Here is a 14,711-nt window from a genome sequence, read left to right on the forward strand (position 1 = left end):
TGACATCACAAAGCCCGGCGATATCTCATATTCGCCGGGCTTTGTTTTTGCTCGTTGTTTTAGCAGATTGCCTGCGCAGAACAGGCCGATTTGCCGTAAAAACGCGCAGTTAACGGTTTTTCCACCGGGTCAAAAAAACCGGGTGAATTTTTCTTGCAGCCGTGCAAGGATATCCTTACGCACAGTCAGAAAGACTGGCAGTTCCGCAGACATGCTCTTAACTGGGCTTGCGGGAGGACCCTTTAAAAAACCAAACTGCAACAACAGGGCTGCACAATGAAAAAATCCCTTCTGACGCTTTTCGCGCTGGCCGCGATGTCGGCTTCCGCTTTGGCTGCGGATATCAAGCCTGCGCTGGTCTATGGCACGGGCGGCAAATTCGACAAGTCGTTCAATGAGGCTGCTGCCGCAGGCGCCGAGAAGTTCAAGGCGGAGACGGGCACCGAATACCGCGATTTCGAGCCGACCAGCGACACGCAGGGTGAACAGGCAATTCGCAACTTCGCAAGCCGCGGCTTCAACCCGGTTGTTGCCGTTTCCTTCGCCTGGACCTCGGCCATGGAAAAGGTTGCTGCAGAATTCCCCGACACGAAGTTCGTCATCGTCGATTCCGTTGTTGAACTGCCGAATGTGCGCTCGGTCGTTTACAAGGAAGAAGAAGGTTCCTACCTCGTCGGTCTTCTGGCCGGCATGGCATCCAAGACCGGCAAGGTCGGCTTCATCGGCGGCATGGACATTCCGTTGATCCGCAAGTTCGCCTGCGGTTACGCACAAGGCGCCAAGGCTGCCAACCCCAAGATCGAAGTCTTCCAGAACATGACCGGCACCACCGGCGCTGCCTGGAACGACCCGGTTCGCGGTGGCGAGCTGACCAAGAACCAGATCGACCAGGGCGCGGACGTGATTTACGCGGCAGCCGGTGCGACGGGTCTCGGCGTTCTTCAGACCGCAGCCGACAACAAGAAATTCTCCATCGGTGTGGACAGCAACCAGAACCACCTGCATCCGGGCTCCGTTTTGACCTCCATGGTCAAGCGCGTCGATCTGGCCGTTTACAACGCATTCAAGGACACCAAGGACGACAAGTTCACCGGTGGCGTCACGTCTCTGGGCGTGAAGGAAGATGGCGTTGCCTATGCACTTGACGACAACAACAAGGCGCTGATCACGCCGGAAATGACGGCTGCTGTCGATAAGGCAAAGGCTGACATTATCGCTGGCACGGTCAAGGTTCACGACTATATGTCGGACAATTCTTGCCCAAAGTGATGTGATTTTTCGGATCAGGGCGCATCGCGAATTCCGCGCTGCGCCCTTTTCATATCCAGCTCCGGAGACGTTTGGGTTGACGATGGAACCTGCAATCGAGCTTGTCGGTATCGATAAAAAATTCGGCACCGTACATGCCAACAAGAATATCAATCTCACCGTTGCCAAGGGGACGATCCACGGCATCATCGGGGAAAATGGAGCGGGAAAATCGACGTTGATGTCGATTCTCTACGGCTTCTACCATGCCGATTCCGGTGAAATCCGCATCGACGGCAAACCCGTCAACATTAGGGATAGCCAGGCCGCCATCGATGCCGGCATCGGCATGGTGCATCAGCACTTCATGCTGGTCGAGAATTTCTCGGTGCTGGAAAACATCATGCTGGGTGCCGAAGGCGGCGCTTTGCTGGCCAAGGGCACGGCGGCGACCAGGAAAGAACTGAAGCGGCTGGAAGACGAGTACGGCCTCGAGGTCAATCCCGATGCGATCATCGAGGATTTGCCGGTAGGCCTTCAGCAGCGCGTTGAAATCCTCAAGGCCATGTATCGCGGTGCCGAAATCCTCATCCTCGATGAGCCGACCGGCGTGCTGACACCGGCTGAAGCCGATCACCTCTTCAAAATCTTGGGCGTGCTGCGCGATCAGGGCAAGACCGTCATTCTCATCACCCACAAGCTGCGCGAAATCATGGCCATTACCGATGAAGTCTCGGTCATGCGCCGCGGCGAAATGGTCGCCACCCGCAAGACCTCGGAAACGACGGTCGAGGAACTGGCAGAACTCATGGTCGGTCGCCGCGTGCTTCTGCGTGTGGAAAAGGGTGAAACGAACCCCGGTGAAGTCCTGTTTTCCGTCCGCAATCTCACTGTCAAGGACAGCCGTGGTGTGACCATGGTGGACGATGTGTCCTTCGATGTGCGCGCTGGCGAAATCGTCGGCATTGCCGGTGTGGCCGGTAACGGCCAGTCGGAATTGCTGGAAGCCATTGCTGGCATCCGCAAACCCTATTCCGGTGAAATTCTCATGGGCGGCAAGACGGTCGATAAGGTCGATCCCGCCATTCTGCGCAAGCTGGGTCTGGCCCATATTCCCGAAGATCGCCACCATATGGGTCTGGTCCTGAAATTCGAGGAATACGAGAACTCCATCCTCGGCTATCACCGCGATGACCGTTACGGTAAAGGCATGTTCCTCAGCCCAGAAGCCATCCGCAAGGATGCCATCGAGAAGATCGAGAAATACGATATCCGCCCGCCGAATGCCCGGCTGAAGACCGCTAATTTCTCCGGCGGTAATCAGCAGAAGATCGTCGTTGCGCGCGAAATCGAACGCGATCCCAAAATGTTGATCATCGGCCAGCCCACGCGTGGCGTGGATATCGGTGCCATTGAGTTCATCCATCGCCGCATCATCGAAATGCGCGATGCGGGCAAGGCCATTCTGCTGGTTTCGGTGGAGCTGGATGAAATCCGCTCTTTGTCGGACCGCATTCTGGTGATGTTCGCGGGCCGGGTCGTCGGAGAAAAAACGGCGGAAGCCGAAGAACAAACGCTGGGCCTGATGATGGCCGGCATCGCCGCATAAGGCAAAGGCTTTAAAGCTCATGAGTACAGCTTCCGTCCCTCTTCCCAACTGGATCAGCTACGGCCTTCTGCCGTTCCTGAACATCGTCACCGCCTTTTTCATCTCCGGCCTTGTCGTCTGGGGCATTGGCGAAAATCCCTTTGCAGCATTGCGGCTTCTGATCGAAGGTTCGCTGGGCCGAGGTGACGCCATCGGCTTCACCCTGTTTTATACCACCAGCTTCATCTTCACCGGCCTGTCGGTGGCGGTCGCCTTCCATGCGGGCCTGTTCAATATCGGCTCGGAAGGTCAGGCCTATATCGGCGGTTTGGGCGCTGCCATGGTCGCGCTGGCACTGGACCGCTACGTACCCTGGTATGTCACCATGCCCTTCGCGGTCATCGGTGCTGCGGTGTTTGGTGCGGCCTGGGCCTTCATTCCCGGCTGGCTCCAGGCAAAACGCGGCAGCCACGTCGTCATCACCACCATCATGTTCAACTTCATCGCAGCTGCGCTGATGGTCTATCTGTTGGTCAACGTCTTCATCGTCCCCGGCAAGATGGCGCCGGAAACCCGCACCTTCCTGCCTGGTGGCCAATTGCCGAAGCTGGACTGGTTGATGGCGATGTTCGGCCTGAAACTCGGCCCCGCGCCCTTCAACGTGTCCTTCCTCATCGCGATCGTTGCCGCGTTTCTGGTCTGGGTGCTGATCTGGCGCACGAAGCTGGGTTATGAAATGCGCACGCTCGGCATCAGCCCGTCGGCTGCGGTCTATGCGGGCATTCCCTATTCGCGCACCGTCATCATCGCCATGCTCATCTCTGGCGGCTTAGCGGGCATGATGGCGCTCAACCCGGTCATGGGTGCGTCGGCACGTTTGCAGGTGGAGTTCGTCGGTGGCGCAGGCTTTGTCGGCATTGCCGTGTCGCTCATGGGCCGCAGCCATCCGCTTGGCATCGTCTTTGCGGCTCTGCTTTTCGGCATCCTCTATCAGGGCGGTGCCGATCTGTCGTTTGAAATGCCCAACATCACCCGCGAGATGATCGTCGTCATTCAGGGTCTCGTCATCCTGTTTGCAGGCGCGCTCGAATATATGTACCGCCCCGCTGTGGTGCGGATCTATCAGCAATTTGTGAAGAGGTAAGGCCCATGGAAACCTTCGATATGCTGGTCAGCATTCTCGGTTCGACCGTCCGCCTGACCATTCCGCTGCTGTTTACGGCCCTTGCAGGCCTGTTTTCGGAACGCGCCGGTGTGTTCGATATCGGTCTTGAGGGCAAGATGCTGGCTGCGGCCTTCGCATCCGCATGCGTTGCCTATCTCACCGCCGATCCATGGGCGGGTCTTGCCGCCGGTATCGGCGTGTCGATCTTCTTCTCGCTTGTGCACGGCTTTGCCGTCATCACCAACCGGGGCAACCAGATCGTCTCGGGCGTGGCGCTCAACTTCGTCGCCGCTGGTCTCACCGTCGTTCTGGGGCAAGCATGGTTTGGGCAGGGCGGTCGCACGCCGCAGATCACTGGCGAAGGCCGTTTCACGCCCATCATTCTGCCGGGCGTGGATGTCATGCGGGAAATTCCCTTCATTGGCCCGCTCTATGCCAATGTCATCTCGGGTAACAATATCCTCACCTATCTCGCCTTCATCGCCGTGCCGATTTCCTGGTGGGTGCTTTACCGCACGCGCTTTGGCCTTCGCCTGCGCGCGGTGGGTGAAAATCCCGGCGCTGTCGATACGGCTGGCATTTCCGTGACATGGATGCGCTTCCGCGCCGTCATCGTCGCCGGTTTCCTCTGCGGCTTTGCCGGAACATATCTGGCCGTCGCACAGTCCGCCGCCTTCATCGCCAATATGTCTGCGGGCAAGGGCTATATCGCGCTCGCGGCCCTGATCTTCGCCAAATGGAAGCCGGTGCCGGTCATGTTCGCCTGCCTTCTGTTCGGTTTTCTGGATGCTGTCGCAAACTTCATGCAGGGCAAGGCCATTCCGGGTATCGGTGAAGTGCCGGTCCAGATTTTCCAGGCGCTGCCTTATATCCTCACCTGCATTCTGCTGGCCGGTTTCATCGGCGTTGCCAAGCCGCCGAAGGCCGGTGGCGTTGCTTACTCGAAGGAGCGTTAAACCATGTCTCATGAGCTTTTCGAAGCCGCCCGCGAGGCCATGGCCTTTGCCCACGCACCCTATTCGAAGTTCCCCGTCGGTGCTGCCATCCGCGCCGAAGACGGCAAGATCTACAAGGGCGCCAATATCGAGAACCTGTCCTTCCCTCAAGGCTGGTGCGCGGAACCCTCCGCCATCAGCGCCATGGTCATGGGCGGGGCAAAGAAGATCACCGAAATCGCCGTCATCGCAGAGAAACTGGCGCTCTGCCCACCCTGCGGCGGCTGCCGCCAGAAGATCGCGGAATTCGCATCTGCCGATACGAAGATCTATCTCTGTGACGAAGCGGGCGTACAGAAGGTCATGACCATGGACGAACTCCTGCCCTTCAGCTTCAAGACAGAGCTGCCTTGATGGATCACGCGATCATCGATGTGCTCGTGGACAGGCTGAACGGGCTGATGCCGCGCACCGCCGTGGTTCTCGGCTCCGGCTTAGGCTCCCTGGTGGACGAGGTGACCGACCCGATCCGCATTCCCTATGTCGATATTCCGGGCTTTCCGGAAAGCGCCGTCTCCGGCCATGCGGGCGAACTGGTCGCTGGTTATCTGGGTGGCCAGCCCATCATCATGCTGGCCGGTCGTGTGCATTATTACGAACAGGGCGACGCGAGCGCCATGCGCCCGGCCATCGAGGCTTTGGCAGGCATCGGTGTGCAGTCTCTTATTCTGACCAATTCCGCAGGCTCCGTTCGACAGGACATGCCACCCGGATCGGTCATGCAGATCACCGATCACATCAATTACTCCGGCATGAACCCGCTGATTGGCGAAGACAGCGACCGCCGCTTCGTCGGCATGACCAGCGCTTATGACGCTGACCTGTCGCTTGCCATGCGCAATGCCGCCATTCGCGCAACCGTGCCGCTGTTTTCGGGCGTTTACATGTGGTTCTCCGGCCCAAGCTTCGAAACGCCTGCGGAAATCCGCATGGCCCGCACGCTGGGTGCGGATGCTGTTGGCATGTCCACGGTGCCGGAAGTCATCCTCGCGCGCTTTTTCGGGATGCGCGTTGCCGCCGCTTCCGTTATTACCAATTACGGTGCCGGCATGACCGGGGCCGAACTGAGCCATGAAGAAACCAAAGACATGGCGCCCATAGGCGGCAAGAGACTGGCCGCAATCTTAACGGAAATGATTTCAGGAGGAAATTGAGCATGGAACTTCAGCGCCCGCGCGAAGCCGCCGCTCTCGCCTTGTCCTTGCTGGACCTCACCAATCTCAAGGAAGACTGCACGCCGGAGCAGATTGCCGCTCTGTGCCAGAAGGCCCATACGCAGTATGGCACCACGGCCGCCATCTGCATCTGGCCGCGCTTCGTGGCGCAGGCCCGTGCCGCCTTCGGCAAGGATCACTCGATCCGAATCGCAACCGTCGTCAATTTCCCCTCGGGCGATCTCGATGTCGCAACCGTGGTTGGCGAGACGGAACGCGCCATCGCCGATGGTGCCGATGAAATCGATCTCGTCATCCCCTACAAGAAATTCATCGCAGGCGATGAAAACGCGGTGTCAGACATGGTCGCTGCCGTGCGCACGGCCTGCGTTGCCCCGGTTATGCTGAAAGTCATTCTCGAAACAGGCGAGTTGAAGGACAAGGCGCTTATCCGCCGCGCATCTGAAATCGCCATTGCCGAGGGTGCGGATTTCATCAAGACCTCCACCGGCAAGGTATCAGTCAATGCCACGCTGGAAGCCGCCGACATCATGCTGCAGGCTATCAGGGACAGCAAAAAGAAGGTCGGCTTCAAGCCTGCCGGTGGCATCGGCACGGTGGAAGACGCAACGCTTTATCTGCGTCTGGCGGAAACCATCATGCAGCCCAACTGGGCCATGCCATCTACCTTCCGCTTCGGCGCATCCGGCATTCTGGACGATATTTTGAACGTGCTGGGCGGCGGCGAACCGGCCAAGTCCGCCAGCGGATATTGATCTGACATGATCCCGCAGGAAATCATCCGCCGCAAACGCGATGGACAGGCGCTGACGGCGGATGAGATTTCCGCCTTCATCAGCGGTTTGTCCAGTGGTTCGATTTCCGAAGGACAGGCCGCAGCCTTCGCCATGGCCGTCTTCTTTCGCGGCATGAACCGGGATGAGACGGTGGCGCTGACGCTTGCCATGCGCGACAGTGGCGATGTTCTTTCCTGGGCCGATATCGGCAAACCCATTGCCGACAAGCACTCCACCGGCGGCGTGGGCGACAATGTCTCGCTCATGCTCGCCCCCGTCGTTGCCGCTTGCGGTCTGGCGGTCCCGATGATTTCGGGCCGTGGCCTTGGCCACACCGGCGGCACGCTGGACAAGCTCGAAGCTGTTACCGGCTATGATGTGATGCCGGATGAGACCCTGTTTCGCCGCACGGTTAAAGATGTCGGTTGCGCCATCATCGGCCAGACGGGCGATCTCGCCCCCGCCGACAAGCGGCTCTATGCTATCAGAGATGTGACCGCGACCGTCGACTCCATCCCACTGATTACGGCCTCCATCCTGTCCAAAAAACTGGCCGCCGGGCTGGAAACACTGGTGCTGGATGTCAAATTCGGCAGTGGCGCTTTCATGCTCAGCGCCGACGAATCGGAACTGCTGGCCCGTGCGTTGGTGGACGTCGCCAATGGCGCAGGCGTCAAAACCTCAGCCCTCATCACCGATATGAACGAGCCCTTGGCGGATGCCGCAGGCAACGCTCTGGAAATCGTGCATTGCCTAGATTTTCTAAGCGGCAAGAAGGCCGGAACTCGCATCGAAACACTGGTTCTCACCTTCGCCGCTGAAATGCTCGCGCAATCCGGCGTCGTCTCCAGTCTTTCGGAAGGCGAAGACGTGGCGCGCAAGGCGCTTGCCTCCGGCGCGGCCATGGAGCGTTTCGGCCAGATGATCTCGGCCCTCGGCGGCCCCTTGGATTTCATCGAAAAGCCGGGCCAGTATCTCAAACCCGCACCGCATATCGCGCCTGTTTTGGCAACCGAGACCGGGTTTCTATCCTCCTGCCAGACACGCGATCTCGGCATGGCCGTGGTCAGCCTCGGCGGCGGTCGCCGCCACCCAAGCGATGTCATCGATCATCGTGTGGGCATTTCGGATATCCTGCCCTTGGGAACGAGGGTGGAGAAGGGCCAGCCGATTGCCATGGTGCATGCGGCAACGCAGGAGAGCCTAGCCATGGCCATTCAGGACGTGTCTGACGCCTATGGCCTGTCGCAGGAAACGCCCGACGAACAGCCGATCATCGTTTCGCGCATCGGTGCCTGAACGCTATCGGGTTAGAATCAGCCTGCCGTTTTCCGATTTGAAGGATTTGAGCTGCTTCAGAAAGCTCATGCCGATCAGCACCGTGTCCAGCCCGCCATCTTTCGAAACGGCTGCCTGCACGTTGCGCGCAACGATATTGCCGAGCTCGACCCTCTCCAGTGTAATGACGGCAACGGATTTGACGCCGTTTGCGGTTGAGGTCTGATATTTATAGTCACTGTCCTTCAGCACATAACCCAGCCGCCGGGCAGTGCTCTCATCAAAGGCAACCAGCGAAGCGCCGGTATCGATCATCCCTTCGATCTGCTTTCCATTGATTCTAAGCTTGGCGGCATAGTGGCCACGCCTGTCGGCCGTCAGCGTCACCGTGCCTGCACTTGGCGGCGGCGCCGGCGTGCTGGCTTTGGTTACCGGTAAAGCAGCGCTGTTCGCCTCCGTCTCGGAGGGAATGGCGACATAATCCTCAAGGAATTTGGGCGCTGAAACGGCCAGAATGATGATGCCGCCCGCCGCGAACAGAAATCCCCGTGACATCATCTTCGCTCAATTTCCCTTGTGCCCCACCTTAAGCCGTATGATGTGGGAAGAAGGCGTGAAAAAGTTGCTAACGGTCCGATGAAAGCGCCCTTTGATGTGCGGCTTTGAGGGCGTCAATGCGGGTTTTGGTTAATCGATATCTCAAATCCGGATCACCCGGTCCCAAATACGAACAGCCAGCTATCACGTCGATCAAGATCGATAGAATAAAATAACAAAATCAATGGCTTAAAATTAAATCGCCAAAAACATCAAAAAAACTTCCGAAATTTCATTCACGGCCTCCGAATCAGCCGCACACTGTTTCCACTTTCGCCGCGGAGGTGTTTCGCGAGACATCGAGGTGGCGAGGGCTGGTGGGTGGACGCAGACGTGCGGCCAGACATTGGGAATACCATGTCAGGGTAAGACCGGTGGACCTGATTTTCTCGACGCGAAAGACCATTCACGGCTTTCGGACAGGGCGAGGCGAGACGGTTCATCGGATACTGCCTGTCACGCTCAGCCCGGATCATTCACGGTCCGGTCTGGGCAAGACATGGCCTGCAAGAACGAAAGACCAGAGGCCACGCAAATGCGGAAGCCAACGACAACACCATACCAGAGACCCATCCCGCGTTTGCGTGTGTTCTCCGGGTTGAAGCAAAACATGCCACGGGTGAATCGCACCGCGTGAACGGCGAAGCACGTCTTGAGCGATGTGTGGCCGTTCACGCGATTGCACTTTGAAAGCCAAGGGCTTAGTTTCCCATCAAACAGGAATTCGGTCGGCATCATGGCACTTTCGGGCAAGCATATTCTTCTCATCATTTCCGGTGGCATTGCGGCCTATAAGAGCCTTGATCTCATCCGCCGGCTGAAAGAGCGCGACGCGAAGGTGACGCCTGTGATGACGCGCGGGGCGCAGGAATTCGTGACGCCACTTGCCGTCGGCGCACTCTCGGCCACCCATGTTTTCACCGAACTGTTCTCGCGTCAGGACGAACAGGATGTCGGCCATATCAGGCTGGCGCGGGACTGCGATCTCATCCTCGTCGCACCGGCGACCGCAGATCTCATGGCGAAGATGGCAAACGGTCTGGCCGACGATCTGGCCTCCACCGTGTTGCTGGCCACGGATCGCAAAGTGCTCGTCGCACCCGCCATGAACCCTAAAATGTGGACGGCCAGGGCAACCCAGCGCAACATTTCGACCCTGAAAGCCGATGGCATCAGCTTCATCGGCCCCATGGCAGGTGAAATGGCGGAGAAAGGCGAGTCAGGCCTTGGCCGCATGGCCGAGCCCTTGCAGATCGTGGAGGCTGCCGAAAAGCTTCTGGACGACAGGCCAAGGCCGCTGGCAGGCAAAAAAGCCATCGTCACTTCCGGCCCGACCCATGAGCCTATCGATCCCGTGCGCTACATCGCCAACCGCTCCTCCGGCAAGCAAGGCCATGCCATTGCAGCAGCGCTGGCGGAACTGGGTGCCGAGGTCACGCTGGTCTCCGGCCCGGTGACGATTGCCGATCCCGCAGGTGTCTCGACCCTTCATATCGAACGTGCCGAGGAGATGCGCGACGCCGTTCTGTCACAGCTGCCCGCCGACATCGCCGTCATGGTCGCCGCTGTCGCCGACTGGCGCGTCGCAACCGCTGTGGATCAGAAGATCAAGAAGCAACCCGGCGACCAGCCGCCCGCCCTGCAAATGGTGGAAAATCCGGATATTCTGAAGACTGTAGGCCATCACGCCCAAAGGCCGAAAATCGTTGTCGGCTTTGCTGCGGAAACGCAGGATGTCGAGATCAATGGCCGCGCCAAGCTGGAGCGCAAAGGTGCCGATATCATCGTTGCCAATGACGTTTCCGCCGCGACGGGCATCATGGGTGGAGATCGCAACAGCGTAAAGATCATCTCGAAAACCGGGATCGATGCCTGGCCTGATCTCGATAAGGCCGAAGTCGCAAAACGCCTCGCGGCCCTCATCGCGGAGAAACTGGCATGAGCCTGTTCGACCGCACAAGCTTCGATGCCACCCTGGGCAAATGGCCCGGCGTTTCCTTCGTCGATCAATGGGACTCCTATGTCGCCAAGGTGGGCGAGAAGGTTTTTGCCGTTCTGGGCGAACGAGACGACTGGCGCCTCGTCGTCAAATGTTCGGAAGAAAGTTTCGAGATTCTCACCTCGCTGGAAGGCATCGCCCAGGCACCCTATTTCGCCAAGCGCAAATGGGTATCAATCTCGGACCATTCACCGCTTGAAGCGGCAGAACTGGAGCATTATGTGCGCCGGTCTTACGAGCTGGTCGCAGCTGGGCTGACGAAGAAGCTGCGGGCGGAATTGGGGATTGTGTTGCCGCTTTAATTATTTGTTTCCGCAGCGAGTTTGCTCAAGGCTATAATCTGCTTAATGCCCGATTCTTCATGATAATTCTATCGCCTACCGTGAGAGATTGCATTGCCTGTCACCTTAAACCTCTACCTCGACGATTCCGGAACCAGACATCCTGCTCACAAAGTCGGAAAGAAAGCGGCGCATGGTTATGATTGGTTCGCGCTCGGGGGAATTTTGGTTCGGAGCGATGACGAGGAACTTGCGCGAGAACTGCATTTTAAGTTTTGCGAGAAATGGGAAATCGCGGCGCCTTTGCACTCGTCTGAAATTAGATCGCAGAACGAGAATTTTGATTTCCTGCGGCGGTGGGATAAGGAGAAGCTCGGAGCATTTTACGAGGAGCTATATGTCCTCATGCGAGAGGCGCCGGTGATTGGTATCGCGTGCACTGTTGATCGCCCAGGATACAATGGGCGATACCTTGAGCAATACAAACAGAATCCATGGATGCTCTGCAAAACCGCGTTCACGGTGGTGGTAGAGCGGGCGGCGAAATACGCTATCGGTCAAAATATGAAGCTACGGGTGCATCCCGAACGTTGCAACAAGGCGGAAGATACGAACTTGGAGGGCTACTACAAAGCGCTTAAGGATGAAGGAATGCCCTTCGCGAAAGACAATTCCGATAAATATGGTCCTCTGACTTCTGAGCAATTGAACCAGACACTCTATGAATTCCAGACCAAAAACAAAACGTCGCCAATGGCGCAATTAGCGGATTTGTATCTTTGGCCTATCTGTATGGGTGGCTATCACATGAGCAATCGTCCATACCAGCGCCTGATCGAAGACGGAAAGCTGATCGATTGCCATATAAAGGAAGACGAGCGTCCTATGCTCGGATCCAAATATAGCTGCTTTGAAAACGTACAAAAGAAAGCCTAAAAACTCAAAAAGCCTCCGACATTTCTGTCGAGGCTTTTAGGCGACCGCAAAGGCGATCTCGTGGGCCAGGCCCGACAGAATAATTATCCTACCCTGTGATTGGTTGCAAGGGATTTTTGGGTAAATCAAATTTGTACATTGTGCTTACGATAGTTAAGAATACGAGCCGTCGCTCTGATTCTTTGTTTCAGTGTCGTATTTTTCTGAAAATCCACTTACAGTTTCAGCAAGACCCTCAGCTAACCCTCACCGCAATATAAACCAGCACCAGCGCAATCACCCAAAGCGCAATCCGTCCCCAGCGCGTATGCCGCGCCTCGGCCTTGCCGATGGCTTCTGCCGTGCTGGCATCGAAGCGTAGGCCGTGTTCGCTCATATAGACGAGATCGGCATGCAGCTTTTCCGTCTTGGCGGCGATTTCCGGGGCGGCTTCGGCGAGTTTGACGGCTGCTTTCAGGCCGTCCTTCAGGTCGGTCACGATGCGCTTGGGGCCGAGATTGTCGCGGATCCAGCCGCTGACGACGGGGTCTGCCGCTTTCCACATGTTGAAGCGCGGGTTGAGAATGCGCGAAACGCCTTCCACCACCACCATGGTCTTTTGCAGCATCACCAGTTCAGGCCGCGTTTCCATGTCGAAGAGTTCGGTCACTTCGAAGAGAAGCGTCAGCAGCTTGCCCATGGAAATGGTTTCGGCAGGCTGGCCATGGATCGGCTCGCCGATGGCGCGTATGGCCTGAGCGAAGCTGGCGATGTCATGGTGGCCGGGCACGTAGCCCGCTTCGAAATGCACTTCCGCCACGCGCATGTAATCGCGGGTGATGAAGCCATAGAGAATTTCGGCCAGAAACCGGCGTTCCTTTTTGCCGAGCCGCCCGGCAATGCCCATATCCACGGCAACGATCATGCCCTTGGGATCGACGAAGAGATTGCCGGGGTGCATGTCGGCATGGAAGAAGCCGTCGCGCAGCGTATGGCGCAGGAAGGACTGGATCAGCGTATCGGCCAGCGCGTTGAGATCATGACCAGCAGCCTTCAGGCCCTCGACATCCGACATCTTGACGCCGTCGATCCATTCCATGGTGACGACATCGCGGCCCGTACGCTCCCAGTCCACCTCCGGCACGCGAAAGCCGGGATCACCTTGCGTGTTCTCCGCAAGTTCAGACAGGGCAGCCGCTTCCAGCCGCAAATCCATTTCAATCTTGGTCGTCTGTTCCAGCGCGCGGGTCACTTCCACAGGCCGCAGACGGCGGGCGGAACGGATGAAGCGCTGCTGAAGATCGGCAATCAGATACATCGCCTCCAGATCGTTCTGGAAGCGCTGGCGCACGCCGGGGCGAATGACCTTCACGGCCACCTTCTTCTGTCCCGAGGGGGTGCGCACAATGGCCGGGTGCACCTGCGCAATGGAGGCAGCGGCAATCGGGTCACGGAATTCGAGGTAGAGATCGGAAACCGGACGACCGAGCGACCCCTCTATATTTGCCTTTGCCGCAGCATTGGGAAAGAAGGCCATGCGGTCCTGCAGGCGCGAAAGGTCTTCGGCAAAATCCGCGCCCACCACATCCGGGCGGGTGGCCAGAAACTGGCCCATCTTCACATAGGAAGGGCCGAGACGTTCTACGGCAGTTGCCAGCCGGTCACGACGGTCTGCATGTTTTGCGCGGTTGCGGGCAAAGGGTTTGAGCAGCGCTTTGGCAAATTTCGCCGTGGCCGGCAGTTCCTCGGATGGCAGAGCCAGCACCACGCCTTCGCGCACGAGAACCCAGCCGACCCTTGCAAGCCGGAAATATGCGCCAAGCGTACTCATGCAAATGCCTTCTTCCTGCTGCTGCAAGCCTTCATGTGGATCAAAGCTTCCAGCCGGAATGCAGCGCGGCGATGCCGCCGGTATAATTAGTATAGCTCACGCGCGAGAAACCGGCGGTGCGGATCATCGCTGCAAAGTCTTCCTGATTGGGGAATTTGCGGATCGATTCCACCAGATACTGATAGGGCTCGGCATCACCGGTAATCATCTTGCCGAATTGCGGAATGGCGTTGAAGGACCAGGCGTCATAGACCTTGTCGAGCAGCGGCATCTCCACTTCGGAAAACTCCAGCACCAAAAGACGTCCGCCGCGCTTCAGCACCCGATGCGCTTCTTTAAGCGCCACATCGATACGCGGCACGTTGCGAATGCCGAAGGCGACCGTATAGGCATCGAAACTACCCGCCTCGAAAGGCAGCTCCTCGGCATTGGCTTCCACGAAGGTCAGATTGTCGGAAAGCTTCTTCTTTGCTGCCCGCTCTTCGCCCACCGCCAGCATCGAGCCGTTGATGTCGAGAACGGTGGAATGGGCGAGGCGATTGGAAGCTTCGATGATGCGGAAAGCGATGTCGCCGGTGCCGCCAGCCACATCCAGTGTCTTGTAGGACGGGTCCTTGCGCGGGTTGAGCGCTGAGATCATCGCGTCTTTCCACAAACGGTGCATGCCCGCAGACATGACATCATTCATGATGTCGTAGCGCTTGGCGACCTTGTGAAAGACCTCGTTGACCATGCCCTGCTTCTGGCCTTCGTCAACCTTGTGAAAGCCGTAAGAGGTTTCCATGCCGCCATCTGCGGTGGTGCGGGCTTCGGTCATCAGCGGTCTCCATCTTTAATTGCGGTGCGGACCATAGCGGAAAGGC

The 14,711-nt window shown here is 57.9% G+C and carries 14 protein-coding genes; 11 read left to right on the forward strand and 3 right to left on the reverse strand.

Annotated elements, in window-relative coordinates:
• The first annotated feature begins 276 nt into the window (after window positions 1-276).
• From ABUK73_RS16290 to deoA, 8 genes are all read left to right on the forward strand, one after another.
• Window positions 277-1,269 (forward strand): BMP family lipoprotein, encoded by a 993-nt coding sequence (locus ABUK73_RS16290; RefSeq protein WP_353578193.1) that lies wholly within the window; start codon window positions 277-279, stop codon window positions 1,267-1,269.
• A gap of 82 nt (window positions 1,270-1,351) precedes the next feature.
• Window positions 1,352-2,857 carry an ABC transporter ATP-binding protein gene (locus tag ABUK73_RS16295; protein WP_353578194.1) on the forward strand — a complete coding sequence of 502 codons (1,506 nt, stop codon included), beginning with the start codon at window positions 1,352-1,354 and terminating at the stop codon, window positions 2,855-2,857.
• Between the two features lie 19 nt (window positions 2,858-2,876).
• Window positions 2,877-3,980 carry an ABC transporter permease gene (locus ABUK73_RS16300; RefSeq protein ID WP_353578195.1) on the forward strand — a complete coding sequence of 368 codons (1,104 nt, stop codon included), beginning with the start codon at window positions 2,877-2,879 and terminating at the stop codon, window positions 3,978-3,980.
• A gap of 5 nt (window positions 3,981-3,985) precedes the next feature.
• Window positions 3,986-4,957, forward strand: a complete 972-nt coding sequence (locus ABUK73_RS16305) for an ABC transporter permease (RefSeq protein ID WP_353578196.1) — start codon at window positions 3,986-3,988, stop codon at window positions 4,955-4,957.
• Between the two features lie 3 nt (window positions 4,958-4,960).
• Entirely contained in the window at window positions 4,961-5,350 is a 390-nt protein-coding gene (locus ABUK73_RS16310; RefSeq protein ID WP_113087265.1) for a cytidine deaminase, read from the forward strand.
• Window positions 5,350-6,150 carry a purine-nucleoside phosphorylase gene (locus ABUK73_RS16315; protein ID WP_353578197.1) on the forward strand — a complete coding sequence of 267 codons (801 nt, stop codon included), beginning with the start codon at window positions 5,350-5,352 and terminating at the stop codon, window positions 6,148-6,150. The genes ABUK73_RS16310 and ABUK73_RS16315 overlap by 1 nt, the downstream gene beginning before the upstream one ends.
• Window positions 6,151-6,152: 2 nt before the next feature.
• Window positions 6,153-6,926, forward strand: coding sequence for a deoxyribose-phosphate aldolase (gene deoC, locus ABUK73_RS16320; protein ID WP_353578198.1), 774 nt, complete (start codon window positions 6,153-6,155; stop codon window positions 6,924-6,926).
• Between the two features lie 6 nt (window positions 6,927-6,932).
• Window positions 6,933-8,246 carry a thymidine phosphorylase gene (gene deoA / locus ABUK73_RS16325; protein ID WP_353578199.1) on the forward strand — a complete coding sequence of 438 codons (1,314 nt, stop codon included), beginning with the start codon at window positions 6,933-6,935 and terminating at the stop codon, window positions 8,244-8,246.
• Window positions 8,247-8,249: 3 nt separating this feature from the next.
• Here the strand turns inward: deoA and ABUK73_RS16330 are convergent, their stop codons facing one another.
• Window positions 8,250-8,783, reverse strand: a complete 534-nt coding sequence (locus ABUK73_RS16330; RefSeq protein ID WP_353578200.1) for a retropepsin-like aspartic protease family protein — start codon at window positions 8,781-8,783, stop codon at window positions 8,250-8,252.
• A gap of 775 nt (window positions 8,784-9,558) precedes the next feature.
• Between ABUK73_RS16330 and coaBC the strand changes: the two genes are divergently transcribed.
• From coaBC to ABUK73_RS16345, 3 genes are all read left to right on the forward strand, one after another.
• Window positions 9,559-10,764 carry a bifunctional phosphopantothenoylcysteine decarboxylase/phosphopantothenate--cysteine ligase CoaBC gene (coaBC, locus tag ABUK73_RS16335; protein WP_353578201.1) on the forward strand — a complete coding sequence of 402 codons (1,206 nt, stop codon included), beginning with the start codon at window positions 9,559-9,561 and terminating at the stop codon, window positions 10,762-10,764.
• Window positions 10,761-11,123: an MmcQ/YjbR family DNA-binding protein gene (locus ABUK73_RS16340; RefSeq protein ID WP_353578202.1), complete on the forward strand. Its 363-nt coding sequence runs from the start codon at window positions 10,761-10,763 to the stop codon at window positions 11,121-11,123. Before coaBC ends, ABUK73_RS16340 begins: the two co-directional genes overlap by 4 nt.
• Before the next feature lie 93 nt (window positions 11,124-11,216).
• Complete coding sequence (locus ABUK73_RS16345; protein WP_353578203.1) at window positions 11,217-12,038, forward strand: DUF3800 domain-containing protein; 822 nt, start codon at window positions 11,217-11,219, stop codon at window positions 12,036-12,038.
• 235 nt (window positions 12,039-12,273) lie between these two features.
• Here ABUK73_RS16345 and ubiB read toward each other — a convergent pair whose 3' ends face one another.
• Window positions 12,274-13,848, reverse strand: a complete 1,575-nt coding sequence (gene ubiB / locus ABUK73_RS16350) for a 2-polyprenylphenol 6-hydroxylase (RefSeq protein WP_353578204.1) — start codon at window positions 13,846-13,848, stop codon at window positions 12,274-12,276.
• A 40-nt stretch (window positions 13,849-13,888) separates the two neighbouring features.
• Window positions 13,889-14,665, reverse strand: coding sequence for a bifunctional demethylmenaquinone methyltransferase/2-methoxy-6-polyprenyl-1,4-benzoquinol methylase UbiE (gene ubiE / locus ABUK73_RS16355; RefSeq protein ID WP_353578205.1), 777 nt, complete (start codon window positions 14,663-14,665; stop codon window positions 13,889-13,891).
• Window positions 14,666-14,711 lie beyond the last annotated feature (46 nt).

The sequence above is a fragment of the Agrobacterium vacciniicorymbosi genome (genome assembly GCF_040427045.1).
Classification (GTDB): domain Bacteria; phylum Pseudomonadota; class Alphaproteobacteria; order Rhizobiales; family Rhizobiaceae; genus Agrobacterium.

Excerpts from the sequence above, each read along its gene's own strand:
- ABUK73_RS16305 (WP_353578196.1), top strand. The coding sequence starts at position 3,986 with ATGGAAACCTTCGATATGCTGGTCAGCATTCTCGGTTCGACCGTCCGC.
- ubiB (WP_353578204.1), bottom strand. The coding sequence starts at position 13,848 with ATGAGTACGCTTGGCGCATATTTCCGGCTTGCAAGGGTCGGCTGGGTT.
- deoA (WP_353578199.1), top strand. The coding sequence starts at position 6,933 with ATGATCCCGCAGGAAATCATCCGCCGCAAACGCGATGGACAGGCGCTG.
- ABUK73_RS16330 (WP_353578200.1), bottom strand. The coding sequence starts at position 8,783 with ATGATGTCACGGGGATTTCTGTTCGCGGCGGGCGGCATCATCATTCTG.
- ABUK73_RS16300 (WP_353578195.1), top strand. The coding sequence starts at position 2,877 with ATGAGTACAGCTTCCGTCCCTCTTCCCAACTGGATCAGCTACGGCCTT.
- ABUK73_RS16295 (WP_353578194.1), top strand. The coding sequence starts at position 1,352 with ATGGAACCTGCAATCGAGCTTGTCGGTATCGATAAAAAATTCGGCACC.
- ABUK73_RS16340 (WP_353578202.1), top strand. The coding sequence starts at position 10,761 with ATGAGCCTGTTCGACCGCACAAGCTTCGATGCCACCCTGGGCAAATGG.
- ABUK73_RS16315 (WP_353578197.1), top strand. The coding sequence starts at position 5,350 with ATGGATCACGCGATCATCGATGTGCTCGTGGACAGGCTGAACGGGCTG.
- ABUK73_RS16290 (WP_353578193.1), top strand. The coding sequence starts at position 277 with ATGAAAAAATCCCTTCTGACGCTTTTCGCGCTGGCCGCGATGTCGGCT.
- ubiE (WP_353578205.1), bottom strand. The coding sequence starts at position 14,665 with ATGACCGAAGCCCGCACCACCGCAGATGGCGGCATGGAAACCTCTTAC.
- deoC (WP_353578198.1), top strand. The coding sequence starts at position 6,153 with ATGGAACTTCAGCGCCCGCGCGAAGCCGCCGCTCTCGCCTTGTCCTTG.
- ABUK73_RS16310 (WP_113087265.1), top strand. The coding sequence starts at position 4,961 with ATGTCTCATGAGCTTTTCGAAGCCGCCCGCGAGGCCATGGCCTTTGCC.
- coaBC (WP_353578201.1), top strand. The coding sequence starts at position 9,559 with ATGGCACTTTCGGGCAAGCATATTCTTCTCATCATTTCCGGTGGCATT.